This is a genomic window from Lactobacillus sp. PSON (assembly GCF_052615405.1).
Genome location: NZ_JBQXFW010000006.1, coordinates 1 through 24748, shown reverse-complemented (window position 1 = coordinate 24748; position 24748 = coordinate 1). Strand labels below are relative to the sequence as shown.

Annotated in this window: 20 protein-coding genes and 1 pseudogene; 3 read left to right on the top strand and 18 right to left on the bottom strand. The window is 33.3% G+C overall.

The window, feature by feature from the left end; translation table 11 throughout:
* Positions 1 to 3: 3 nt before the first annotated feature.
* The 9 genes and pseudogenes from ACTHPI_RS05895 to ACTHPI_RS05855 form a co-directional block, all read right to left on the bottom strand.
* A pseudogene (locus ACTHPI_RS05895) lies at positions 4 to 291 on the bottom strand (type II toxin-antitoxin system PemK/MazF family toxin); the annotation flags it as partial.
* Between the two features lie 134 nt (positions 292 to 425).
* A complete protein-coding gene (gene mazE, locus ACTHPI_RS05890; RefSeq protein WP_445353249.1) occupies positions 426 to 557 on the bottom strand; it encodes a type II toxin-antitoxin system PemI/MazE family antitoxin in 132 nt (43 codons plus the stop codon).
* Between the two features lie 199 nt (positions 558 to 756).
* Positions 757 to 1620 (bottom strand): GRP family sugar transporter, encoded by an 864-nt coding sequence (locus tag ACTHPI_RS05885; protein WP_445353248.1) that lies wholly within the window; start codon positions 1618 to 1620, stop codon positions 757 to 759.
* 168 nt (positions 1621 to 1788) lie between these two features.
* Entirely contained in the window at positions 1789 to 4971 is a 3183-nt protein-coding gene (gene carB / locus ACTHPI_RS05880; protein ID WP_445353247.1) for a carbamoyl-phosphate synthase large subunit, read from the bottom strand.
* Positions 4964 to 6046 (bottom strand): glutamine-hydrolyzing carbamoyl-phosphate synthase small subunit, encoded by a 1083-nt coding sequence (gene carA, locus ACTHPI_RS05875; RefSeq protein WP_445353246.1) that lies wholly within the window; start codon positions 6044 to 6046, stop codon positions 4964 to 4966. Before carA ends, carB begins: the two co-directional genes overlap by 8 nt.
* A gap of 2 nt (positions 6047 to 6048) precedes the next feature.
* A complete protein-coding gene (locus ACTHPI_RS05870; RefSeq protein WP_445353245.1) occupies positions 6049 to 7314 on the bottom strand; it encodes a dihydroorotase in 1266 nt (421 codons plus the stop codon).
* A complete protein-coding gene (locus ACTHPI_RS05865) occupies positions 7314 to 8264 on the bottom strand; it encodes an aspartate carbamoyltransferase catalytic subunit (RefSeq protein WP_445353244.1) in 951 nt (316 codons plus the stop codon). The genes ACTHPI_RS05870 and ACTHPI_RS05865 overlap by 1 nt, the downstream gene beginning before the upstream one ends.
* Positions 8265 to 8414: 150 nt before the next feature.
* Positions 8415 to 8957 (bottom strand): bifunctional pyr operon transcriptional regulator/uracil phosphoribosyltransferase PyrR, encoded by a 543-nt coding sequence (pyrR, locus tag ACTHPI_RS05860; protein WP_445353243.1) that lies wholly within the window; start codon positions 8955 to 8957, stop codon positions 8415 to 8417.
* 165 nt (positions 8958 to 9122) lie between these two features.
* Positions 9123 to 10046, bottom strand: a complete 924-nt coding sequence (locus ACTHPI_RS05855; RefSeq protein WP_445353242.1) for a dihydroorotate dehydrogenase — start codon at positions 10044 to 10046, stop codon at positions 9123 to 9125.
* A 247-nt stretch (positions 10047 to 10293) separates the two neighbouring features.
* Here ACTHPI_RS05855 and pyrF point away from each other — a divergent pair, with 247 nt between their 5' ends.
* Entirely contained in the window at positions 10294 to 11001 is a 708-nt protein-coding gene (gene pyrF, locus ACTHPI_RS05850) for an orotidine-5'-phosphate decarboxylase (RefSeq protein ID WP_445353241.1), read from the top strand.
* The gene (gene pyrE / locus ACTHPI_RS05845) at positions 11001 to 11633 is read left to right on the top strand and encodes an orotate phosphoribosyltransferase (RefSeq protein WP_445353240.1); all 633 of its coding nucleotides are present in this window, start codon (positions 11001 to 11003) and stop codon (positions 11631 to 11633) included. The genes pyrF and pyrE overlap by 1 nt, the downstream gene beginning before the upstream one ends.
* 26 nt (positions 11634 to 11659) lie before the next feature.
* On the opposite strand, the gene yjeM is transcribed toward pyrE, so the two are convergent.
* On the bottom strand, positions 11660 to 13174 hold the full coding sequence (gene yjeM, locus ACTHPI_RS05840; protein ID WP_445353239.1) for a glutamate/gamma-aminobutyrate family transporter YjeM: 1515 nt from the start codon (positions 13172 to 13174) through the stop codon (positions 11660 to 11662).
* A 148-nt stretch (positions 13175 to 13322) separates the two neighbouring features.
* On the opposite strand from yjeM, the gene ACTHPI_RS05835 reads away from it, so the two are divergent.
* Positions 13323 to 14672 carry a ClC family H(+)/Cl(-) exchange transporter gene (locus tag ACTHPI_RS05835; protein WP_445353238.1) on the top strand — a complete coding sequence of 450 codons (1350 nt, stop codon included), beginning with the start codon at positions 13323 to 13325 and terminating at the stop codon, positions 14670 to 14672.
* A 26-nt stretch (positions 14673 to 14698) separates the two neighbouring features.
* Here the strand turns inward: ACTHPI_RS05835 and ACTHPI_RS05830 are convergent, their stop codons facing one another.
* The 8 genes from ACTHPI_RS05830 to ACTHPI_RS05795 form a co-directional block, all read right to left on the bottom strand.
* On the bottom strand, positions 14699 to 14914 hold the full coding sequence (locus tag ACTHPI_RS05830) for a hypothetical protein (protein ID WP_445353237.1): 216 nt from the start codon (positions 14912 to 14914) through the stop codon (positions 14699 to 14701).
* A 129-nt stretch (positions 14915 to 15043) separates the two neighbouring features.
* A complete protein-coding gene (locus tag ACTHPI_RS05825) occupies positions 15044 to 15460 on the bottom strand; it encodes an OsmC family protein (protein ID WP_445353236.1) in 417 nt (138 codons plus the stop codon).
* Positions 15461 to 15563: 103 nt separating this feature from the next.
* A complete protein-coding gene (locus ACTHPI_RS05820) occupies positions 15564 to 16550 on the bottom strand; it encodes an aldose epimerase family protein (RefSeq protein WP_445353235.1) in 987 nt (328 codons plus the stop codon).
* Position 16551: 1 nt separating this feature from the next.
* Positions 16552 to 18015, bottom strand: a complete 1464-nt coding sequence (locus tag ACTHPI_RS05815) for a UDP-glucose--hexose-1-phosphate uridylyltransferase (RefSeq protein WP_445353234.1) — start codon at positions 18013 to 18015, stop codon at positions 16552 to 16554.
* A gap of 22 nt (positions 18016 to 18037) precedes the next feature.
* Positions 18038 to 19207, bottom strand: a complete 1170-nt coding sequence (locus ACTHPI_RS05810) for a galactokinase (RefSeq protein WP_445353233.1) — start codon at positions 19205 to 19207, stop codon at positions 18038 to 18040.
* 149 nt (positions 19208 to 19356) lie between these two features.
* Complete coding sequence (locus ACTHPI_RS05805) at positions 19357 to 21351, bottom strand: beta-galactosidase (protein ID WP_445353232.1); 1995 nt, start codon at positions 21349 to 21351, stop codon at positions 19357 to 19359.
* A 14-nt stretch (positions 21352 to 21365) separates the two neighbouring features.
* A complete protein-coding gene (locus ACTHPI_RS05800; protein ID WP_445353231.1) occupies positions 21366 to 23333 on the bottom strand; it encodes a glycoside-pentoside-hexuronide (GPH):cation symporter in 1968 nt (655 codons plus the stop codon).
* Between the two features lie 157 nt (positions 23334 to 23490).
* Positions 23491 to 24486 carry a LacI family DNA-binding transcriptional regulator gene (locus tag ACTHPI_RS05795; RefSeq protein ID WP_445353230.1) on the bottom strand — a complete coding sequence of 332 codons (996 nt, stop codon included), beginning with the start codon at positions 24484 to 24486 and terminating at the stop codon, positions 23491 to 23493.
* Positions 24487 to 24748 lie beyond the last annotated feature (262 nt).

Below are 24748 nucleotides of genomic sequence, written 5' to 3'. Positions count from 1 at the left end.
TATTTAATTTATTTGAAGTGCATAATCAATTATTTGTTTTACTAACAATAAATCTTCTGGTCTAATTTTATCCACAACTTGTAATTTCATTCGTTTCAGTGAAAAACTGTAAATCTGTGTAGCATTAATTCGACCATGTATTTTATAGTTATGTAGAGGAACGTATCCACTAAAATTATTACCATGAGAAGTAATAAGACAAACAATTATGTAAGAAGTTTTTTGGTTATAATCATTTGATGATACAACTAGTGCTGGGTGTTTTCCTCTCGTTTCTTCTCCAACAGAAGAAGAAAAATCAACCTATATAATATCAATATCTCCTTGTTGAATATTAATCATTCTCCCATCCTTTCATAGCTTGTAGTTCAAAAAGACTTGGAGAATCTTGAAAATCCTCATCACTGCTAAAAGGATTACTAATTTTAGGGGGCCATAATAAATGCTCCGTTTTTAGTTCGGGTAATGATGTACTCTTTATTAATTTTGGGATGCAGTTCCTTAGGAATTGAAATCATAACTGAATTACCAACTTTTCTTGTCTTTGCTTGTAACATAATTCTACTTCCTTTCTGTATAATTTAATTATAATAAATATAATTATTAGAATAAGTAGAAATGTAGCAATAAGTGAAAAAACATCCCTTCAATTTGATTTTCTTACTTAATTCAAGATCAACAGTCATTCACAAATAACAAAAAAGAGATTCAATAAGACTATTTCAGTCCTACTGAATCTCTTTTTATATATCTTCTCTAGAACAAAGAAGTAAGGATAGCACCAGCAACAATCAATGCAAGACCGCAAGCTGTAAAAATGTAACCCTTCTTTGATTTTCTTTCATGTAAGAAAATGATACCACTAAGAGTTGAAATGATAACAGCAAGCTGTGACATAACAAATCCTAAGTTAACACCATTATCCTTAACTGACATAATGTAACTCAAGTTACCAATTGCAAAGATAAGTCCAGCTGGAATTACCAAGTAGCTTTCTTTTTGTTTGATAGCTCCAAGTTGCTTACTTGCTGCTAAGTAAATTAGTACCGCAATAAGCATACCGATAGTTTCACCGAAGAAGATAGCTACACCATCAGCCTTTACTGCCTTTGGAATAGAACTTGAAGCAATGTAACCAAGAGTAGTTACAACCAAAATAATCAAAGTTGTTGTTTGATTCTTCTTGTTGCCTTCTTCAGTTCCTTCATCATCCTTAGAAGTAAGGTAAACCCCAATAATCAAAGCCAAAATTCCAATAAAACCAAAAATTTTAGCTTGTGCGCTACTCCACTCACCAAAAAGTAGAACACCGACAATCGGCACACCGATTAATTGAAGTCCAGTTGAAAGTGGCATAGTTTCTGAAACACCAATATTAGCATAAGAAATATACTGTCCAACCTGACCAATTGTCCAGGCAGCCCCGGCAATCATCGCAATTAAAAATGTTGTCCAGTCCATTGCAGGACGTGTAATCAATGTAGCAACTGCTCCGAGCAAGAATGCACCAATAACTGTACCAGTAATTTGATTATAAGTGGTACTCTTCTTTACACCAGCAACAAAAACCGGCATGATACCCCAAGCCAGTGCTGGTAAAAATAGAAATACGTATTTCACTTTGTTTTCTCTCCCCTATATACTTATAGAATTGTATAACTATGGATTATATCAGAAGTACACGCTTTCATGCAACTTGAATCAAATATTCATTACCAATTCTTATAATCTTAAGTCAAAAAAGTGTTAGGTAATACATTTTCTACCTAACACTTTTATTATTAAGTCTTATTCTAAACTTTGTGTACTAAATGAGCGATTCTCCAAAGCAGTTAAAAGGGCGTCTGCTGTATCAAGAGCAGTAATTAACGGAATATTCTGCTGGATAGCAGTTTGACGGATAATGAAGCCGTCAGTATTTTTCTCTAAATCATGTCCCATGGTATTAATTACTAAGTCAATTTTTCCTTTTTGCATTTCTGAAAGGATGTTATTATCTGCTTCTTCATTTAATTTGCTTACTTCACTTACAAAGAGACCATTCTTTTTTAAGAAATTAGCAGTACCTTCAGTCGCAAAAATTCGGTAACCAATCTGAGCAAATCTTTTAGCAATTGGTAGAATTTTCTCCTTATCTTGATCTTCAATTGTAAGTAAGACATTTCCATTTTCTGGTAGTTTCATCTTAGCCCCAGCAAAAGCCTTATATAGAGCTTTAGCAAAGCTAATGTCACTTCCCATAACTTCTCCAGTTGACTTCATTTCAGGACCAAGATAGCTATCAACATCAGTAAGTTTACTAAAGCTAAAGACAGGCGCTTTTACACTAATCATTTTAGGTTCTGAATAAAGCCCATCACTATAGCCTTGCTCTTTCAAACTCTCACCCATAATCACTTTTGTCGCAACTTGTGCCATTTCAATACCTGTGATTTTACTTAAAAATGGGACTGTTCGACTTGCTCGCGGATTAACTTCAATTACATATACATCCCCATCACGCACGATAAACTGAACATTCATAATTCCGCGGCAATTCAATTTAAGAGCTAATTTTCTTGTTACATCAGTTATCTTTTCTTTAATATTTTCATCAAAATTCTGAGGAGGATAAACCGCCATCGAATCACCTGAATGGACTCCTGCATGTTCAATATGTTCCATAATTCCCGGAACTAAGACTCTTTCCCCATCACAGATTGCATCAACGTCACACTCACGTCCATCAAGATAATCATCTACTAAAATTGGGTGCTTTTTAGCCATATCAACATGATTATCAAGATATTCTTCTAACTCTTTCTTGCTATATACAATTTCCATTGCCTTTCCACCAAGTACATAACTTGGACGCACTAAAACCGGATAACCTAACTTTTCTGCAGCATCCATTACTTCTTGGCAAGTAGTTGCAGTTAAGCCTTGTGGTTGCTTTAAGCCTAAATCCTTTATTACTTGATCGAACTCCTCTCGGTCTTCTGCTCGATTCAAGTTTTCTAGACTAGTTCCTAATATCTTGATACCATGTTCTTCTAAACCTTCTGCCAAATTTATTGATGTCTGCCCACCAAACTGAACAATCACTCCTTCTGGCTTTTCTAAATCACAAACATTCAAGACATCTTCTAAAGTCAACGGTTCAAAGTAAAGCTTATCTGAAATTGAAAAGTCAGTTGATACCGTTTCTGGATTTGAATTGATAACAATTGCTTCATAGCCTAATTTTTGCAAGGCTTTCACTGAATGAACTGTCGCATAATCAAACTCAACCCCTTGACCAATTCTAATAGGACCAGAGCCTAAAACTAAAATTGATTTTTTAGCAGATTTTTGACTTTCATTCTCATTATCATAGCTTGAATAATAGTATGGCGTATGTGATTCAAATTCTGCCGCACAGGTGTCAACCATCTTATAAACTGGAAGAATGTTGTTTTCCTTGCGAAAACTTCGAACTTCATCTGTAGTTAGGTGCCATAATTTAGCAATAGTAGCATCACTGAAGCCATATTTTTTAGCCAATTTTAAAGTTGAAATATCTCGTGAATTATTTTTTATTATTTTTTCTAATTCCACAAGGTGCTTAACAATATCTAAAAAATAAAAGTTGATTTTGGTTAATTCATGAATATCTTCTAAACAATATCCACGTCTAAACGCTTCTGCAATATAAAAAATTCGATCATCTTGAGCTTTGACTAGTTTATACTCTAATTTTTCATCATCGGCTACGTGAGCTTTTTCAGAAAATAAATCTTTTTCATCAATTTCAAGTGACCTAATTGCTTTTAGTAAAGCTTCCTCACTTGTTCGTCCAATCGCCATTACTTCTCCAGTTGCCTTCATTTGAGTGCCTAGTTGGCGATTAGCCTTGGGAAACTTATCAAATGGCAATCTAGGCATTTTGCAGACGACATAATCAAGCGCTGGTTCAAATTCTGCATAAGTCGTACCAGTTATTGGATTTTTAATCTCATCTAAAGTCATCCCTACCGCAATTTTTGCAGCCATCTTGGCAATTGGGTAACCAGTTGCTTTTGAAGCTAAGGCGCTTGAACGCGATACACGAGGATTGACCTCAATTACATCATAAGCAAAGCTGTTTGGATCAAGTGCAAGTTGAACATTGCAGCCACCTTCAATCTTTAAGGCTCTAATTAATTTTAAAGAACAGTCTCTAAGTATTTGATACTCTTTATCAGATAAGGTCTGTGATGGTGCAAAAACAATCGAGTCTCCTGTATGAATACCTACTGGGTCAAAGTTTTCCATACAGCAGACAATCATTGCATTATCACTGCTATCACGCATTACTTCAAATTCAATTTCTTTATAACCAGCAATTGATTTTTCAATTAAACATTCTGTCACTGGAGACAATTCTAACCCATTTTTAGCAATTTCTCGTAATTCTTCTTTATCGTGACAAATTCCTCCACCAGTACCGCCCATTGTAAAGGCTGGACGAACAATAATTGGATAGCCTATCTTTTCACCAAATTCTAACGCTTCTTCAACTGTATGAACGGTTGTTGAAGGAGGAACTGGTTCACCTAATTTTTGACAAAGTTCTTTAAATTTTTCACGATCTTCTGCTTGTTCAATTGATTCTAGTTTTGTTCCTAAGAGTTCAATATTTAATTCATCAAGTAAACCGCTTTTTGCCAGAGCTAAAGCCATATTAAGTCCTACTTGACCACCTAAAGTTGGCAAAATTGCATCAGGATATTCTTGGCGAATAATTCTTGAAACACTTTCTAAAGTCAAAGGTTCAATGTACACCTTATCTGCAATTGTAGTATCTGTCATGATTGTAGCGGGATTAGAGTTAATTAGGACTACTTCATATCCTTCTTCTCTTAATGCTAAACAAGCTTGAGTACCTGAATAATCAAATTCGGCTGCTTGACCGATAATAATGGGACCTGAACCAATTACCAAAATTTTATGAATATCTTGTCTTTTAGGCATTTTTTGCTCCTTTGAAATTATCAATCATTGTCATAAACTCATCAAACAGCGAAACTTCATCATGTGGTCCCGGTGTAGCATCTGGGTGAAACTGTACCGAAAACGCAGGATATTTTTTATGACGCAAACCTTCAACTGTCTTATCATTTATTTCTTCATGAGTAATCATTAATTTTTTTGAATCAATTGAACTAGCATCTACAGCATAGCCATGATTTTGTGAAGTAAAGCCGATTTTCCCAGTTGCAATTTCTTTAACAGGGTGATTAAATCCTCGATGGCCAAATTTCATCTTGTAAGTTTTAGCTCCATTAGCCAAAGCAAAAACTTGGTGTCCCATACAAATTCCAAAAACTGGCAGATGTTTTTCAATTTCGCTTACCATCTTGATTGCTTCCTGCATCTCTTTTGGATCTCCAGGACCGTTTGAAAGCAAAACTCCATCTGGATGTAAATTCAGTATTTCCTGGCTACTAGTATTAAAAGGAACAATAATGCAATTACAATCACGCTCGCTAAGTTCGCGTAGGATACTATTTTTCAAGCCAAAGTCAACTACAACTACATTTCTTTTAGAACCTGGAACTGGATATGATGACTTAGTAGAAACCTGACTAATAACATTATGGGTAAAGTTTTTATTGCGTAATTCTTGAGCAATTTTTGTAGCTTCTTGTTTAGAATTAGTAATTTTACCATTTAAAGTACCATATTCACGCAGTTTTTTAACTAGTTCACGTGTATCAATACCTTGAATAGCTGGAACATTTATTTTTTGCAAAAATTCTGGCAAACTCTCCTGCATTCTCCAATTATCTGGACGGCGAGCAAGTTGATGACAAATTACGCCTTTGATTTGCGGTTTTAAACTTTCATAATCTGCCAAAGTAACGCCATAGTTTCCAATTAAAGGATTAGTAAATACTAAAATCTGATTAGCATAAGACTGATCTGTAATTGCTTCTTGATATCCCGTCATCCCTGTAGTAAAAACTACTTCTGCTTCAGTATCAATGTTTGCACCAAAGCCTTCACCTTCATAAACACTACCATCTTCTAAAATTAAATACCGCATTTTTACCTCTCGTAGACTACTTTTCCGCTAACAATAGTTTTTACAGTTTGACCATATAATTCTTGACCAGTAAATGGTGTGTTCACCGCTTTTGAGCAATAATCTTCTTCACGCCAGCGTTTTTTATGATTAATATCAAAAATTGTTAAATCCGCTTCTCGCCCTGGTTCAATTATGCCAGCATGTTTTAAATTAAAAACTCGTGCAGGATTCTTAGTCATTAAAGCTAGCAATTTTTCAAGAGAAATAACTTTTGTTTTAACTAAATTAGTATATAAACTTGCAAAAGCTGTTTCGCTACCTGTAATACCAAAGGCAGCTGTTTTGAAGGAGCCACTTTTTTCATTTTTAGCATGAGGAGCATGGTCAGTAGCAATCATATCAATTGTGCCATCAAGCAGACCTTGAATTAACGCTTTTCTATTTTTTTCAGATCTCAAAGGAGGATTCATCTTATAATATGGATTATCTGATGGAATATCTTTATCTGCTAGTAACAAATGATGCGGTGCAACTTCACAAGTTACTTTAACCCCATGCTTTTTAGCAAGTCTTACCAAATCCAGACTTGTCTTTGTTGAAACATGACAGATATGATAATGAGCGCCAGTTTTTTGAGCTAATAACAAATCACGAGCTATTTGAGTCGTCTCAGCTAATTCAGTAATAGCTGGCAAATTTAACTCTTGGGATTTTTCCCCTTCGTTAATTACACCCTGATTAAATAAAGAATCATCTTGAGCATGAGCTGCAATGATTAAGTCATTTTCTTGAGCTTTTTGCATAGCTTGATACATTACTTGCGCGCTTTGAATACCATGTCCATCATTTGATAAGGCAAAAGCTCCAGCAGCTTTTAAACTTTGATAATCAGGTAAAGTATTGCTTGTTTGGTCAATAGTTACTGGTGCATACTGAAAAATGTGCACCAAGCCTTTTTCATGATTTTTTTGAATCATTTTTTGCATTAATTCTGCGGTATTCGGTACTGGCTTTACATTCGGCATGGCACCTACTGTAGTAAAGCCGCCTCTAGCTGCAGAGCGACTACCAGTTTCAATATCTTCTTTATAAGTTTGACCAGGATCACGATAATGAACATGAACATCAACTAAGCCCGGTGTCACCAGCATCCCTGAAGCATCAATCACTTTTTCACCAGTCAAATTTTGACCCAGAGCAGAAATTTTATTATTTTCAATTAATATATCAGTCTTAATTAAGCGCCCATTTTGATAGACAAGGCCGTTTTTAATTACTGTTTTCATTATTGGATTCCTCCCAACTTACGTCCTCTCATTACCGCTTCAATCATTGCCATTCTCATGAAGACACCGTTTTTCATCTGTTGATAAAACATCGACTTAGGTGCTTCTACTAATTCACCACTGAGTTCTACATCATGATTAATTGGGCCGGGATGCATGATGATTGCATTTTCCTTTAACTTTTGATAGCGGGCTTTATTAATACCATATTTTTGATGATATTGTTTACTATCAAATTCTGCTTCATGTGTATCTTTTTGATGACGTTCATGTTGAACTCGTAAAAGCATCACCACATCTAATTCTGGTAAAATCTCATCAAGTTCTGAGAATTCTCCATATTCATCAAACTTTTTATCATACCAATATTCAGGACCTGCAAAGTATATTTTGGCACCTAACTTCTTTAATAATTGCATATTACTCTTGGCAACTCGTGAATTAGTAATATCACCTACAATCGCAATCTTTAAGTTTTCAAACTTTCCAAATTGCTCATAAATCGTCATCATATCAAGCATACATTGAGATGGATGTTGACCACTGCCATCACCAGCATTAATAATTCCTAAGTTAAGTTTTCCTGATGTGTTAATTAAATCTTGATAGTATTTATTTTTAGAATGACGAATCACTTCAATATCTACTCCTACAGCATCCATAATCAAAGAAGTATCATATAAAGTTTCTCCTTTATTGATTGAGCTATGCTTTGAATCGAAAGGAATTACTGTTAGACCTAGTTTTCTTTCAGCTATTTCAAAACTCGTATGAGTTCTACTCGAATCTTCAAAAAACATATTACTGATATAAACTGGTTTAGTTAATTTTTGAACACTACCACCTTTTTTAAAAAATTCCGCTCTGTTAATCAAAGCTAAAATTTCTTCTGAAGTAAGGTCTTTAACTGTAACAAAATGGTTTAAACTAACAAGATTTAAATTTTCCATGATTTCTTCTTTCTAAAAATAAAAGCCTGAAGCAATTAATTGCTCCAGGCTTTTCGTCATCATTAGCTTATTTAAATATGCTAAAAATGATCAACCCTTCTGGCCCTCTCTGGAGTCAATTAAATGGTTGAAATATTTTGTTTGTTTATTTTACTTTGATAAAGATTTTAGTTCTACTACATCTTTATCATCAACTTCCTTAACTTCAACAGCAACTTGCTCATCCATTGAAGTTGGAATATTTTTACCAACAAAATCTGCACGAATTGGTAATTCTCTATGTCCTCTATCTACTAAAACCGCTACTGCAATTGAGCTTGGACGTCCTTGATCCATTAAAGCATCCATTGCGGCACGAATTGTTCTTCCTGTATAAATCACATCATCAACTAAAACAACATGCTTATCATTAATATCTACACTAATTTTTTCTGAATTTACAACTGGATCCTGTTTTAAACTCGCATCATGACGATCATCACGATAAAGAGTAATATCAAGTTCTCCTAAAGGCACATCAACACCTTCAAGTTTTTGAATTCTGTCATGAATTCTTTGAGCCAAGTAAACTCCGCGAGTTTTTATTCCTACTAAAACTAAATCTTCAGTACCCTTATTTCTTTCGATAATTTCATAAGTAATTCTAGTAAGAGCACGACCCATTGCAGCTTCATCCCAGATTTGCTTTGCCATTTTTGCCTCCTGTTTCTTATCCCATGAAAAAACTCCCAGCCTAATCAGACTAGGAGCTCTATATAAAGTGCATACTTTAATTGAGTTACTTTACTAGCCTCACGGGACCAATTTAAAAGTAATATTTTAGTTAAATATACTCAGATTAGTATTCTCTGTCAATGATTAATTCATTTTTACTTGTCCAATTAATTCATTAACATCTTCTATGCCAAGTTTTTCAAGTAAAATTGGTAACTCTTGGCTAATATGGAAACTCGCCAGTTCATCCTTAAAATGCGCACTTCCAACAGCAACGCAACTTGCACCAGCTAACAAAAATTGCACCACGTCTTCAGCACTTTCAATTCCGCCCATTCCAATTATTGGTAAACTAGTTACTTGATGCACTTGATAAACCATTCTAAGTGCAATTGGCTTAATGCTTTTTCCTGAGAGACCACCTAAATTATGCCCAAGTTTTGGTTTGTACGTTTTTATATCAATGTCCATCCCCAAAACAGTATTAATCAATGAAAGACCATCGGCACCTCCTCTTTCTGCAGCTTGAGCGATTTTAGTAATATCTGTTACATTCGGAGTCAATTTTACACAAACTGGCAAATCAACACTCTCTTTAATCTTTCTAGTTAAATCTTCAACGATTTCTGGATGAATTCCAAAACTCATCCCTCCCAAATCAACATTAGGGCAAGAAACATTAACTTCCAAAGCATTGACTAAGCCAGATTTATCAAATTTTTTTGCAACTTCTAGATAATCTTCTTCCCGCTCTCCGCCAACACTAGCAATAATTGGTAAAGCAGGATGTTTTTTACGAAAAGGCATAAGCTTATCACTAATTACTTTATCTACACCCGGATTAGTTAAGCCGACAGAATTCAAAACTCCATCTTGCAAAATATCAATCTGCGGTTGTGGATTACCAAAAGATTCTTCTAAGGTTGCAGTCTTGATGACCATTGCACCCAAATTATTCAAGTCAAACTTTTGAGCTGCAGCAACATCTCCGAATCCAAAAGTCCCACTAGCTGGCATAATAGGATTTTTCAAATTTAATCCTAACAAATTAACACGAGTATTAACCATAATGTCCTCCAAAATGAATGCTCACTGACATTCTTTATTTTTTGACAATTAAGTTTACACGGAATAATATTTTTTGCAAGTTTAAAATTTAAGTTGTCTTTTTTATTTTTTGGTGGTAGACTTTTTTCAAACAAACTTTAAATTCGGTACAGAGAGACCGCAAGTTTGATTATGACTTAAATTTAGCAAGACCAGACTCTTTGCGTACTCTCTTTGTACTCTTTGAGTCTTTTTTTGTGGAGGAAAAATGGAACATCCAGTAATCGTGGCTCTTGATGTTAATAATCAAGCAAGTCTTGACAAACTTTTGACTAAATTAGGCAAACCTGAAGACACCTTTATTAAAATTGGTATGGAGTTGTTTTATTCAACTGATCGCGAAACTGTTAAACAGCTAGCTGAACAAGGATATAAAATTTTCTTAGATTTAAAATTGCACGATATTCCAAATACTGTTTATCAAGCAGCTAAAGCGATTGCCTCTTTAGGAGTAACTTATACTACAGTTCATGCTTTAGGAGGCAGTCAAATGATTAAAGCTGCTAAAGATGGTCTCAAACACGGAACTCCTATTAATAAAAAGATTCCTAAACTTTTAGCAGTAACTGAACTAACTTCAATATCTGAATATAGCTTACAATTTGAGCAAAACTGTCGTCTATCAATGGAAGAAGAAGTAACTAGTTTAGCCAAAATGGCCAAAAAAGCTGGTGCAGATGGTGTAATTTGCTCTGCATTAGAAGTTGAAAACTTGCGCAAAAATATTACCGATAACTTTCTTTATGTGACACCAGGCATCAGACCAAAAGACGATACCCAAGACGATCAATCACGTATCGCAACTCCTGCTCAAGCTAAGAAATATGGCTCATCAGCTATCGTAGTTGGACGGCCAATTACTTTAGCAAGTAACCCACAAGCAGCTTATAAAGCAATCAAGGAGGAATTTAACTAATGCATAAGACAGAAATTATCAAATCATTAATTGAAAATAAAATTATTACTCTTTCTCCACAAAAACCTTTCACCTATGCAAGTGGTATGAAATCACCAATTTATACAGATTTGCGTTTAACAATTTCATATCCTCAACTGAGAAGTTGGATCGAAGAAGACTTGGCTAATTTAATTAAAGAAAAATTCCCAGACGTAACGATTATTGGCGGGGTTGCTACAGCGGGAATCCCACATGCAGCTTTTGTAGCAGAAAAATTAGATTTACCAATGATTTACGTTCGTCCAAAACCTAAAGACCATGGCAAGGGACGACAAATTGAAGGACATTTTTTTAAAGATGATAAGATTGTCTTAATTGATGATCTTATCACTACTGGTGGGTCTGTCCTTGAGGCAGTTCATGCTACAGAAAAAGAAGGCGGAAACGTAATTGGTGTTTCTTCAATTTTTACTTATTATTTACCAGATGCCAAAGTAAATTTTGATAAAAATAAAATTAAATTTGAACCTTTACTTTCTTATCTCCAACTAATTAATATTGAAAAAGAGTTAAATCATTTTTCAGAAAAAGAATATCATATTTTAAAATCATGGCATAATAATCCATGGAATTGGGGAAATAAAAAATAAGGATATGCTAATGCATATCCTTATTTTTATTCAGCTATCTCATCTACTCTATCGCTTTTTCGTTCACGATAATCATAATATACCCAAGCAACCACGCCAAAGGCTACTGGTCCAATAGCTGTCCAGAATGAAGTTTGATAATCACCTGTAAAGAGTGGCTCGATACAAGTAAAGATAATTCCGATGGCTACAACAAGCCATACGACAATAGTTGTTGCCCATACCTTTTTAGTACCTTCAATAAAAACAAATGGACGATCTAAATCCTTCTTTTTCTTAAAAAATGGATAAGCTGCAATCAAGAACAAGTAAGGTGCTGATGATGAAACGTTCATCATATCCATTAATATTGTATAGAACTGATCAGCTGCATTACCACCAAAGGAAATAAATAAGATAATAATTGCTACAATAGCTGCTTGAAGCCACATAGATTTTTCTGGCATACCATGTTTATTTAATTCAACTAACTTCTTAGGTAAAAGTCGCGGGTCGCATCCCTCAATAAATGACTTAATCGGTGAATAAACCATTAAAAAGGCTGCCGCAATCCCTGATAAAACATCCGCAATACCTGCAAAGTGTGAAAATGCACTACCAAGTGCTAAAGATGCAGATTGGGATAATCCCAAACTATGTCCTGTAACAACACCTAAATTGTTAATCAACACATATTCAACATTAGCCAAATCTACACCTTTAACGCCAAGTTGAGTATTCCAGTTAGCCGCGATACCACACATTAAAATATTTACTACATATAATGCAGTCATTGCAATCATTGCAGTTACAAGTGCTTTAGGGAAAGTTTTTTCTGGTTTATCAACTGAATCAATAACTCCAGAAGTTGTTTCAAGACCACCATATGCAAATAAAGCATAAACAATAAATGAAACAACTGCAATTGGAGATTGGAAAGCTGGATTTGGTGAATGAGTTAAATTAGTAGCAGTAATTGGTTCTGCAAGTTGACCATGATTTAAAATAAATACTAAAAGTGAAATCACCATAAATCCAATAGCAATTGCTAAGGTAAAGACCCCACCAATATTATTAACTACTGCAATTTTATCAATTCCTTTACTTGCACAAAAAGTTACAACTACTAAAAATACTACTTCTAGAATTCCTAATAATTGGGTAGATGTAAGACCTGCTAAGTGCCAACTTTGAGTAGTATCATGTCCAAACATTGCGGTAGACACTGATACTAAGAAAAATTGTGTCGATGATACAAGCCACACAACCCAAGCAGAAAGCCAAATAAAAGTTCCAATAAAAGCTACCTTTTCATTAGTTGACCCTTCAAGCCATGAAAAAATCCCACCTTTAACACCTTTAAAGGTGGCGCCATATTCTGCAAATATTAGTGCAGATGGCAAAAAGAATAAAATAGCGGTAATAATATACCAAATAATACTGTAATATCCCATCTGATAATAGGCAGTAAGTGAATTACTAAAGCCAAAGATGGAAGAAAAAATCATCAAAACTAAGCTACCAAGCTTAATTTTGACATCATCTTTATCTTTACTTTTCATAAAAAATTAAAACTCCTTTTTAAACCGTCAAACATCTATTATTATGAACCTTTTATTAGTAATATTCAAAGTTCTTTTTAAGTTTTTTTAAAGAATTTTTGTTAAAATATAATTGTGTATTATTGTTGTTTTTATAAAGAAGTTGATTATGATTTTAAAAGCTAAACAAATTTTACGACAACCTTTCGTTTCTAGTCTAAGTTTATACATTGCTGATGGAGTACTAGTCGGAATTATGACTGGTGGAATTGTTGGAGTTTTTCGCTGGATAATTGATCATACTATGCAGTTTTTATTTACTATTTATCCCATTTTAGGAAAACATCCCCTTTATCTAATCCCCTATGTTTTAATAATGGCAATTATTTGTCTTATTCTAGGTAAGCTTATCAAGCCTTACCTAAGCGATTTAGTTGGATCAGGGGTACCACAAATTGAGGCAGTTTTTTTAAATGAAAATAAAATTGCATGGTGGCCTGTTCTTTGGCGTAAATTCGTTGGTGGATTACTAGCTATTTGTCCTGGATTAATGCTTGGACGAGAGGGTCCATGTATTGAAATGGGAGCTCTAGTTGGACAAGGATTAGGAGATAAGTTTCTTAATTCAGACGAAGAATATATCCGCTTGCTCCAACAAAGCGGAGTTGCGGCAGGACTGGCTGCTGCCTTTAGTGCGCCACTAGCTGGAGTATTCTTCTTAGTTGAAGAAATTACATTTAATTTCAAGCCACGTGAGTGTTTAATGGCCTTAGCTGCTAGTTTTACAGCAGATTTAATGACACTTTTCTTCTTTGGTACTACTCCTTGCTTATACTTGCCAGTTAAAGGTGACCTACCACTTAATATATATTGGTCTCTTCCAATTTTAGGCGTATTGTTAGGATTATTAGCTTATGTTTATCAATATTGCTTATTAAGTCTTAAGCCTTGGTTTTCACATATTAAGTTTATTCCTAAACAGTATCACAGCATTATTCCATTTATTTTAATTATTCCTGTAGGACTTTGGAATGCTAAGTTATTAGGTGGTTCACATGATTTAATTAGTAGTTTATTTACTAGTTCATACAAGCTTAATTTAAATAAACAATCAATTGCAATGGCAATTTCAATTCCATTATTATACTTTGTAGTTAGATTTGTTTTTTCAATGTTATCCTATGGCAGTTCTGTTCCAGGAGGAATCTTTATGCCTATTCTGGTTTTGGGTGCTTTTCTTGGGGTAGCATTTGCAATGGCTCTTATTCGCAGTGGTTTTATTACAGAAGCTTATTATCCTCATATCGTGGTGATTGCAATGGCGGCTTATTTTGGTGCTATTGAAAAAGCTCCTTTTACAGCTGTAACTCTTTTGTCAGAAATGGTAGGAACAGTTGAACAAATTTTGCCAATGATTATCACTACTTTTATCGCTTACTTCGTATTAGATTGGCTTGGCGGTCGACCTATTTATGAAGCACTACGAATTCAAATGCCATATAAAAAGAAATCAAAATAAAAAAGGCTCATTGAGCCTTTTTTATTTTATCTATATGCACCGCACAAACCTGCAATTGAGCAAAGAATCAAAATTGCACCGAAGAAATAGCCATACCACTGAGCTACATTAGCCAGCCGTATACTGCCATTAGCTTTTACATGTAGCGGTTTTGCACTGGAGATTGAAGCATAAATACTCCAAATTCCTCCAGCAATCATCAACAAAAATACAATATCACTTAAAATTATTCCCCAGGACATATTACGCCTCAAAAGAACTTAGTCTTTATAATTTGTTTAATTTGCTAACGATTTCTACATTTCTATTATAAATCAAAATTAGACTTTTGAACTCAAAAATTAAAAAAGAGTCGCAAACGCGACTCCATTTTAATTTTCAAGCTTAACATCCATTTCAACAACTTTAGCTAAAGTATTATAAACTGTCGAAACATGTAATGCATGTGCTAAAAATTCTTGTTTTCTATCTTTTGGAATACCATCAAAGCTAACTCTGATAACCATCTTAGAAACAACGCTTCTCTTAGTATGAACAATTGGCTTAGTTTCAACATGATTTTCAATATGGAAATTCTCAAGTGCTTCAGTATTGGCTTTAGCTAAGCTACCAGCAGAAATTGCGATGCATGAGTTAACAGCAGTTGCCAAGTATTCAACTGGATCTGGACCAGCGTCTTCTCCACCTTCAGCCATCTTTTCATCACTAATCAACTTGTGAATACCAACCTTGGTATAAACTTGAATAGTTCCATCTTCAAGATCTGAATTTACAATGTATTTTTCCATTATGAACACTCTTTTCTAAATAATCACGTGTTAAGCGCTTTCTACAGTTTTAGTATAACAGTATTCCGTGCAAAAATATAATCATAGCACTTATAATATCTAATTATTCAAAATTCCAGCAAACATTTCTTTCAAATACTTCACCTGGCATTAATGTAATTTCATCTAAATCACTACCATAAGCAGGCGGACATTGAGCTTCAAAAGTTACTCCATCATATTGACCGTACTTTTCAGCTAATCCTGTATGATCAAAATGATTTCCAGTATAAACCACTACTGCAGGTGCATCAGTAGTTACAATTAACCGATGCTTCTTTCCAGTTAAAACAGCAGCTGGTTGCATCCCATTTAAAATAAACGGATGATCTAAACCATTACGCCATTTAATCTGTTCATCATCACAAGCAAGTGCTTCAGAAATTTTCTTATTTTTAGTGAAGTCAAAAGCAGTGTTCTTTACACTCTTCATTCCTTCTAATGGTAAACCGTCTTTTCCAACTGGAATGTAGTAATCAGCATTAATTTGCATGTCAAGATCCTTAGCTGATTCACCCAGATTAAAGTAAGTATGGTTTGCCGGATTAAAAATAGTCATCTTATCACTTAAGGCAGTAATACTGTAACGTAAATTATTTTCTTCATCTAGTTCATAACTAGCTACAATTTTCATATTACCTGGAAAACCATTGTTAAAGTCAGAATCAATTAAAGTCATATCAACTCGTGCAGTATTATCATCAGCAAAAACACTAAAGTCCCATACTCTTGTATCAGTTCCCGTGCCACCATGAATATGATTTTCACCCTCATTTAATGGCAATTGATATATCATATGCTTAACGCCCCATTGACCATGACGAATTCTACCGCATACTCTACCTACAGTTCCACCTAAATAGTTGCGCTGTTTTGAATAGTCAATTGGATTATCTAAAGATAAAATCATATTTTCACCATTCAATAAAACTTTTTCCAAGGTAGCTCCATAATTCAAAACTTTAACTTCTGTACCCTTTGAGTTAGCTAAAGTAATTTCACAAAGGTCTTTGTCGTCTTTTCTACCATATTTTACAAAATTTGTTTTCATTTTAGTCTACTTCCTTAATTAAATCATTTGTAAATTGTTCCCATCCTTTTTCACCATCTTCAGTATTCTTAAAGACACCTGCACATTGCAATACTTCTTCAAATATTTCAACTAAAGCTTGATGCAAAATTTCATCAACATTGCCTTCAGTAATAGTATTATTGTTCTTAATCTTATTAGCCCAACTTAAATGACTTTCTGCAATATTATTTTTTTGTCCTAAAAGATACTTTTTAACTTCTGCCATTTCACTCTTAAGACGTCCCGGTAAAATTGCACGTCCCATAACTTCAATTAAGCCAATATTTTCCTTTTTAATATGCCAAAGTTCTGCATGTGGATGAAAAATTCCTAATGGGTATTCGTCACTAACATTATTGTCACGCAAAACAAGGTCTAAAACAAATTTTTCACCATCTCGGTGCATAATTGGAGTTACAGTATGATGACGCTTATTATCTTTAAAAGCAATAATTTGACGACTTTCATCACTGTAGTTATCCCAGAATTTAATAATTTGTGTGCCTAAATCAATAATATCTAAAGAATTTTCACTAATTAAACGAATATCACTCATTGGCCAGTCAACAATTCCAGCTTTAACATTTGGATATTTATTAAACTTAAGCTCTTTTTTAATCTTAGCTTTCATCATTGGAAATACATGTCGACCACCTTGATAGTGTTCATGAGCCAGCATGGAGCCTCCAACAATTGGTAAATCCGCATTTGAACCAACAAAATATGCTGGAAGCTGCTTTTCAATATCAACTAAATTAATCAAAGTTTGCTCATTAATTTCCATTGGAACATGCTTTTGATCTAAGAAGATACAATGTTCATTGAAGTAAGCATATGGTGAATATTGAAATCCCCATGAACGTCCTCCAATATTCATTCTAATAATACGTAAATTTGAACGAGCATTTTTACCATAGCCACCAAGGTAGCCCTCATTTTCAAGACAAAGTGCACATTGTGGATACTTCTTACCAGTTGCATGAGCAGCTGCAGCAATAGCTTTAGGATCTTTTTCCGGTTTAGATAAGTTAATAGTAATTTCTAGACCATGTCCTTTAGAAGAAACTCCTGAAAAAACAATATTTTTTGCAATTGCTTCTTTTTTTACATAATCATTATCTTCACATAATTTATAAAACCAATCGGTGGCTTTTTCAGGAGAAAGCTGCATTTTCTGCCAAAAAATCTCATTAACTTTTGACGGTGTTGGTGTCATCAAGTCATATAATTCATCATTTAAAACTTCACGACTAGTAATATCATCAGGAATTTTTTTGTTTTTTACTGCTAAATCAACTAATTGTTTAACACAATGTTCATCATTAGCTTCTTCATCTTTATCTCCAACTAAAGCCCGGATTTTATTAATTACATAAACTTTATCAAGTGGCTTGTAACTTCCACTTTTAATAATTTCATCCGCAAATTTCTCTATAACTTGCATTCTTTACTATTCTCCTTTTAAATTAAATTCTTTTAGTTCCATCAACAATTTCAGCATCATAAAAACTTGCATCATACCCAACTGCTTCACGGTATGCCTTACCTACATTTTTCTTAAAATCTTCCGCTTTATCTTTTCTAACAATGGCAATAGCACTTCCACCAAAGCCTCCGCCAATCATTCTTGCACCCAGAACTCCATCTTGTTTCCAAGATTCTTCTGCTAAAGTATCAAGCTCTTTTCCAGTTACTTCATAATCATAATGAAGTGAAACATGAGAAGCATTAATCAAACGTCCTAATTTTTCAAGATCATTAGCTTCCATTGCCTTTGTAGCTCGAATAGTTCTACCATTTTCACTAACTGCATGACGAGCGCGTTTTAATTCTGTTTCATCATTAATTAAATAAGAATACTCATCAAAGGTATGATCATCAAGTTCACCTAACGCTTTAATATCTAATTTCTTTTGTAATTTTTCAAGAGCATTATTACATTCTTTAACTCGATCATTATAAGCAGAATCCGCTAACGTATGCTCTTTATTGGTTGACATAATAATAATTTCATATTCGCCTAACTTAAGAGGCTTATATTCATATTCCAAAGTATTACAATCAAGAAAAATTGCACTATCTTTTTTACCCATAATACATGCAAATTGATCCATGATTCCGGAATTTAAACCAACAAACTCATTCTCCGTTTTTTGACCTAACTTCGCTAAAGTTACTCGATCAACATCAAGATCAAATTCATCTTTTAAAATAATTCCCATTAACATTTCAATAGCTGCACTAGAAGAAAGTCCTGATCCAGATGGCAGGGTTGCTTTAATATAAAGATTAAATCCGTGGTTAATTTTATCACCATCTTTTCGATGACGAAGATAAGTAAGCATTCCTTTGAAGTAATTTGTCCAGAAACGGTCATCTTTTTCAACTGTTTCATCATCTAAGTCAAATTCAACTGCTTCTCCATCAATATTACCTGAGTAAAGAACTACTTTATTGTCGCTACGCGGACCGTATACACCATATACACCTAAACTAATAGCTGCAGGAAATACATGCCCACCATTATAATCGGTGTGTTCCCCTATTACATTGATTCTACCTGGTGAAAAGAAAATGTCTTGTCCTTCTTCGCCAAAAGTATTCTTATAAGCTGCTAATAATTCTTCTTTATTCATAATAACTTCCTCGTTCTCTTTTTTGTAATCGTTTTCATAAATAAAGTATAGTACTTTTAGATCTTTTAGTAAATGATTTACTTAAATAAAATAAATTTTTAACTAAAAATAATAGACTAGTATATTTTTACTAGTCTATCATTTCTCACTTAATTTAAAATTAAAACTTGCCATGGTTTAACTTTTTTAGTAGGTAAACTATCAGTGATTATATCTTTATAATTCAGAAATTTATCTGGCAACATTTGAGCTTCATTACTCATATTTAAAACAAAGTAATATTTTTTACCACTCATATCTTTTCGACATGTAATTTCCAAACTACTATTAGCTAGACTTTGAATTCTACAAGTTGTCAAAATATAATCCATGATTCTACTAAGGGAACCATGTTTAAATTTACTACCAATGTACCAAGCTTTGCCTTTACCATAATCATTGACTGTTACAGCAGGAGTTCCTGCATAAAATTCAGAAGAATATCTTGCTAAAACTTTCGCTGAAATAGGATGAATCAAGTCACATATCAAGCCGCATTGAAGTTCAGCTTTATCAAAACTTGCAGTAATTTTTTGATTTGGAATAACCGCATCACTTTCTTCAACCCAGATTCCTGTGACTTCTTTAAGCGGACCTGGATAACCACCAATATAGATATTATCACTTTCATTAACCATTCCTGACATGAAGGTAGTAATAAATCTTCCGCCTTTTTTAACATATTTATTAATTTTTTTATCAAGGCCTGGTTTTACCATATACAGAACTGGAGCGACAATTAAATTATATCGATCAAAATTATCATCAACTCCAATTATATCAACTGGAATATTACGTTCATAAAATTGACGGTAATAATCTAAAATTTCTGACATATAATTAAAATCTTGACTAATTCCATCTACATATTCATAGCTCCAGAAATTGCTCCAATCAAAGATTATCCCTACTTTTGATTCATTATTTGTATGCAAAATTTTAGGTCCTACTTTTTTAAGTTTCTTACCTAAGTCAGCAACTTCTTTAAACACTCTTGTATCTGTGCGTTGTGAGTGACCAATTACAGCACCATGATACTTTTCCGAACCACCAACTGCCTGTTTTAATTGGAAAAACTGAACCGTATTTGCTCCATGAGCAACTGCTTGAAATTCTGTTGCTTGCATTTGTCCTGGATGCTTCAACGGACTATATGACTGCCAATTAACTTGAGATGGTGTAGATTCCATTAACATAAATGGTTGATGTTTAAGCGATCTCATCAAATCATAAAGAAAAGCTGGTAAATAATTTGGTGCATTATAAGCTGGATAAGAATCATATGAAATAATATCTTGATCTTTGGCCCATTTTTGATAATCAATCATTTTATTTGGTAAGCTATGAAAATTAGTCGTCACTAGTGCTTCAGGATCATATTTTTTAATAATTGTCTTTTCCATATTAAAGAGATCTTGTAATTTTTCAGACTGAAAGCGTAAATAATCAATTGATAATCCAGGAACAATAGTCTCACTGACTTCATTTCCCCACGCATCGCCCAATTCATTTGGAACAACAATCTCATCCCAGTTATAAATAGTGTGACTCCAAACGTTATTATTCCAAGCCTTATTTAAATTATCTAAAGTTTGATAACGATTTTTAAGCCAAATTCTGAACTCTTTTTGGCAATTTTCACAATAACAATTGCCACCATATTCATTATTTACATGCCAAACGGCAATATGAGGATTTTTATAGTAGCGTTGAACAATCTTTTCTACTAGGTGTTTAGCAAGACGTTGATAATTTATACTATTAGGGCAAAAATTATGTCGCTGTCCAAATTTATGCCGCCGACCTTGATAATCAACTCGAGCCACATCAGGATATTTTTTGAACATCCAAGCTGGCATTGCAGCAGTCGACGTTGCCATTACAATATCAAAATTATTTTCAGATAATTCCTCTACAATCTTGTCTAATTTAGAAAAATCATACTTTCCTTCTTCAGGCTCAAGAAGTGCCCAAGAAAAAATATTAATCGAAGCCGAATTAATATCTGCTTTTTTAAATACTTCAATATCCTGTGACCAAGTATCTTCTGGCCATTGATCAGGATTATAATCACCACCATATAAAAATCGTGACAATTCTTTCATTTTTATATTCCTTTCTAAGCCATCACTGGTGATTCAGAAACTGTCTTCTTTGAAGTTTTAGTCTTACCTTTAAATTGAACTTCCATAACTGTATCACCATGCTTAATAAGTCTATCTGTAGCAGTTTCTTCGATTTTTTCAATATCTCTAGGCTTAGTAAAGAAATTAACAATAGTATCTTGATATCCATTATCAATAATCAATTTTCTATTAAAATCAAGCAGTAAATCACCACGTTTAACTTTTTGACCATCTAAGTAATGAGTAACAAACCCTTGTCCACGCATATTTACTGTTCCAAGCCCTACGTGAACAACCATGGCTAAGCCATTATCTGAAACAATCTCAAAAGCATGCTTTGTTCCAAAAGTAAATTTAATAGTTCCATTAAATGGTGCATAAATGTGATTTGAATTTGGCTTAATAGCAAAGCCTTTACCAGGAAACGGTTTACCATTTTCATCAATGACCTCACTAATTTTAAGAAGTTTACCTGAAACTGGTGCATAAATAGCATCATCTCTTAATTCAGGCACTAATTCTCCCTGTTCTGCTTTACCTTCAGCAAGTTTATCCTTTAATTCTTCAACAATAGCTGCATGTTTCTTTTCAGTTAATTTAACTTTACTTACAAAAATTATAATTGATAAAATTGCTAAAACTAATGGAATATACAAGGCTAAAGTATTAAAAGTATGAATATCTTTACCAGTCATATCAGCTGCAGTAGCACTTCCTGTCATCCCAGCGGCAATTGCAACATAACCTACTAAAGCATTTGATACTGCACCTGCAAACTTATCAATCATTGGACGAACTGCTAAAACAACCGCTTCATTTCTTTGACCATTTTTAAGTTGACCATATTCAATAGCATCAGTCAAAGTTAAGACAGTTACAAGCTGTGCAAAGTTGATGTTAAACAAAGCTAATCCAATATCCATCATCACAACATTAGTTCTTGCAAAAATAAAAATTATATAAGCAAATGAAAGTGAAATTTGACCTCCAATAAATAACCATTTACGTGGAATATATTTATTCAAAATTGGGAAAAGTGGACTTACACAAAATCCAATAATGGTAGCAATTACACCAACAACCCAAAATTCATTTGGCTTTCCAAGCACAAATTTATACATGTAGAACATAACACCGTTAGTAATAGTTTGAGCTACTGAATACATTAAGTAAGCTAAACTAGGCCAAAGAATTTGATCGTTATGAAAAATTGCTCCAAAAACTTCTTTAATAGTTGTGTCTTTTTTGGCAGATGTTCTAATTAAGTTTTCTTTTTCTCTAGTACCAGCACATACAATAATGGCACATAAAATTGCTAAAAGAGAAATAACAGCTGCAAAAGCAAACCAACCCGCTGCTCCTTCACTATGCTTACCAGTTACCATATAAGTTACACCAGTAACAATTGGTACCATGATAATAGTTAAACCATTCCAACCAATCGTACCAGAAAAAGCCCCTAATGAAGTATAAATTCCACGTGCATGTGAATCTTCACTCAAAGCTGGAACCATTCCCCAATAAGATACATCTGATAACGAATAAAACACATCAAATAAAATGAAAATAATTACAAATAAAATTGCAAATAAAATCCAATTTACTCTAGCTAAACCAAAAATCCCTGTAAATAAAACCAAAAGTAATGCTGCACTAACAACAGTTCCTCCTAAAATCCATGGCTTGAATTTACCCCATTTGGTATGTGTATTATCAACAATATTACCCAAAATTGGATCAATAACTAGTTCAACAATTCTAATAATAACCATTAATCCTGTAATCATTGCTATCAACTTATCAGCAATATTTGGGTTAACACCATTAAACATTGAACTAGTAATAAAAATAATAAAATATGTACTTAAAACACCATAAAATGCTGAGTGACCAAGATTACCCAAGCAAAACGATGCGTAGGAAAGAATTTTCCTTCCTTTTAACTGTTGATTTTTTGTCATAGTTTGCCTCCCTAATAAAACTATGAAACCGTTTACAGAGATTAGTATACTTCTTTACTAATATTTAGTAAAGGATTTATTCATTACTAAGTATTACTAAAACTTTACTAAATAAAAAAGAAATACTGAATTAACAGCATTTCTTTATAATGAATTATTATTTTTTAGGGATAAAACTTTTTCGTACAATTAAATTAGTATTAACATTTACCTCTTCATACGGTCGATTAGGTCTCATTATTAAATCTGTCAACATACTAATTGCTTGTAAGACCATCTCTTCTTGATTGATATTATAAGAAGTTAAAGGTGGTGAAACATACTTAGCTACATCACTGTTATTTATTGAAATAATTGCTACATCACGAGGAACATTGATTCCTGCCTCATTAAAAGCTTGCAATACTCCAACACTCAATGTATCAGAAGCTATTACAAAAGCTTGAGGCAATTCTTTTTTAGCCGCTAATTTACCTAATTGATATCCATTTTCAACACTGAAAGGACCAGAAACATACATTGGTGCATGTTTTATATTACGAGTTGTTATATATTCTTTAAAAGCAATTTCACGAATATCCTTTTCCTGAATATGGTCAAATTTTTGCCCTAACCCACCAATAAAGCCTATTTTTTCATATCCTACCTTTAACAATTGATTAATTGCATCTTTTACTGTTAAAAATAAATTAGGTTTAATTGAATCAAATAAATTTGGAGCAGGGTTTGTATCAATAAATACACCATTTGACAAAACTTTATGTAATTTTTGCAAGCTATTTATTGAAATTTCATCAGAACCTACTCCTAAAAAGCCTTGGAATAATGATGCATGGTTAATTAAATCATTTATATCTTCAAAAACCTCCATTTTTATACCTTGACTTTTAGTAGTTTCAATAATTTTTTCCTTTAAAGAAATAAAATACTCATCTTGAAGTTGTTCTTGATGATTTACTCGATAAAGTAATGCAATTGTAGGTTTAATTTTCTTACCTTGATGACTTTCCCAATAGCCTAATTTATTTGCTAATTCTAAAATTTTATTCTTAGTATCTGCTGTAATTGAAAGATTTGGATCATTATTCAAAAGCCTTGAAACTGTAGCTGAAGAATATCCTGACTTTTCAGCAATTTCTTTTATTGTTGTCATTCTACATTTCTTTCCTAAAATTAAATAGTTAATTATATTATACAAAAGATTTAATTTCATCAAAGTAAGCTGTTTATGTTACAAACTTCTTTTTATATTATTTATTATAGCAAATAACATTTTTATTAACTTTAGTAAATTATTTACTAAAATTGTGTTATACTGTAATCGGTTACAAAAAAGAAAGTTAAATAAAAGGAGCAAAATATGCGAGTTTTAGTTATTGGTGGTGCAGGCTATATTGGCTCTCATGCCACCAGAG

Excerpts from the sequence above, each read along its gene's own strand:
- ACTHPI_RS05795 (WP_445353230.1), bottom strand. The coding sequence starts at position 24,486 with ATGACAACAATAAAAGAAATTGCTGAAAAGTCAGGATATTCTTCAGCT.
- ACTHPI_RS05865 (WP_445353244.1), bottom strand. The coding sequence starts at position 8,264 with ATGGAAAATTTAAATCTTGTTAGTTTAAACCATTTTGTTACAGTTAAA.
- pyrE (WP_445353240.1), top strand. The coding sequence starts at position 11,001 with ATGCATAAGACAGAAATTATCAAATCATTAATTGAAAATAAAATTATT.
- ACTHPI_RS05855 (WP_445353242.1), bottom strand. The coding sequence starts at position 10,046 with ATGGTTAATACTCGTGTTAATTTGTTAGGATTAAATTTGAAAAATCCT.
- pyrR (WP_445353243.1), bottom strand. The coding sequence starts at position 8,957 with ATGGCAAAGCAAATCTGGGATGAAGCTGCAATGGGTCGTGCTCTTACT.
- yjeM (WP_445353239.1), bottom strand. The coding sequence starts at position 13,174 with ATGAAAAGTAAAGATAAAGATGATGTCAAAATTAAGCTTGGTAGCTTA.
- mazE (WP_445353249.1), bottom strand. The coding sequence starts at position 557 with ATGTTACAAGCAAAGACAAGAAAAGTTGGTAATTCAGTTATGATTTCA.
- ACTHPI_RS05825 (WP_445353236.1), bottom strand. The coding sequence starts at position 15,460 with ATGGAAAAATACATTGTAAATTCAGATCTTGAAGATGGAACTATTCAA.
- ACTHPI_RS05810 (WP_445353233.1), bottom strand. The coding sequence starts at position 19,207 with ATGAATAAAGAAGAATTATTAGCAGCTTATAAGAATACTTTTGGCGAA.
- ACTHPI_RS05815 (WP_445353234.1), bottom strand. The coding sequence starts at position 18,015 with ATGCAAGTTATAGAGAAATTTGCGGATGAAATTATTAAAAGTGGAAGT.
- carA (WP_445353246.1), bottom strand. The coding sequence starts at position 6,046 with ATGCGGTATTTAATTTTAGAAGATGGTAGTGTTTATGAAGGTGAAGGC.
- ACTHPI_RS05820 (WP_445353235.1), bottom strand. The coding sequence starts at position 16,550 with ATGAAAACAAATTTTGTAAAATATGGTAGAAAAGACGACAAAGACCTT.
- ACTHPI_RS05800 (WP_445353231.1), bottom strand. The coding sequence starts at position 23,333 with ATGACAAAAAATCAACAGTTAAAAGGAAGGAAAATTCTTTCCTACGCA.
- ACTHPI_RS05870 (WP_445353245.1), bottom strand. The coding sequence starts at position 7,314 with ATGAAAACAGTAATTAAAAACGGCCTTGTCTATCAAAATGGGCGCTTA.
- pyrF (WP_445353241.1), top strand. The coding sequence starts at position 10,294 with ATGGAACATCCAGTAATCGTGGCTCTTGATGTTAATAATCAAGCAAGT.
- ACTHPI_RS05835 (WP_445353238.1), top strand. The coding sequence starts at position 13,323 with ATGATTTTAAAAGCTAAACAAATTTTACGACAACCTTTCGTTTCTAGT.
- carB (WP_445353247.1), bottom strand. The coding sequence starts at position 4,971 with ATGCCTAAAAGACAAGATATTCATAAAATTTTGGTAATTGGTTCAGGT.
- ACTHPI_RS05830 (WP_445353237.1), bottom strand. The coding sequence starts at position 14,914 with ATGTCCTGGGGAATAATTTTAAGTGATATTGTATTTTTGTTGATGATT.
- ACTHPI_RS05805 (WP_445353232.1), bottom strand. The coding sequence starts at position 21,351 with ATGAAAGAATTGTCACGATTTTTATATGGTGGTGATTATAATCCTGAT.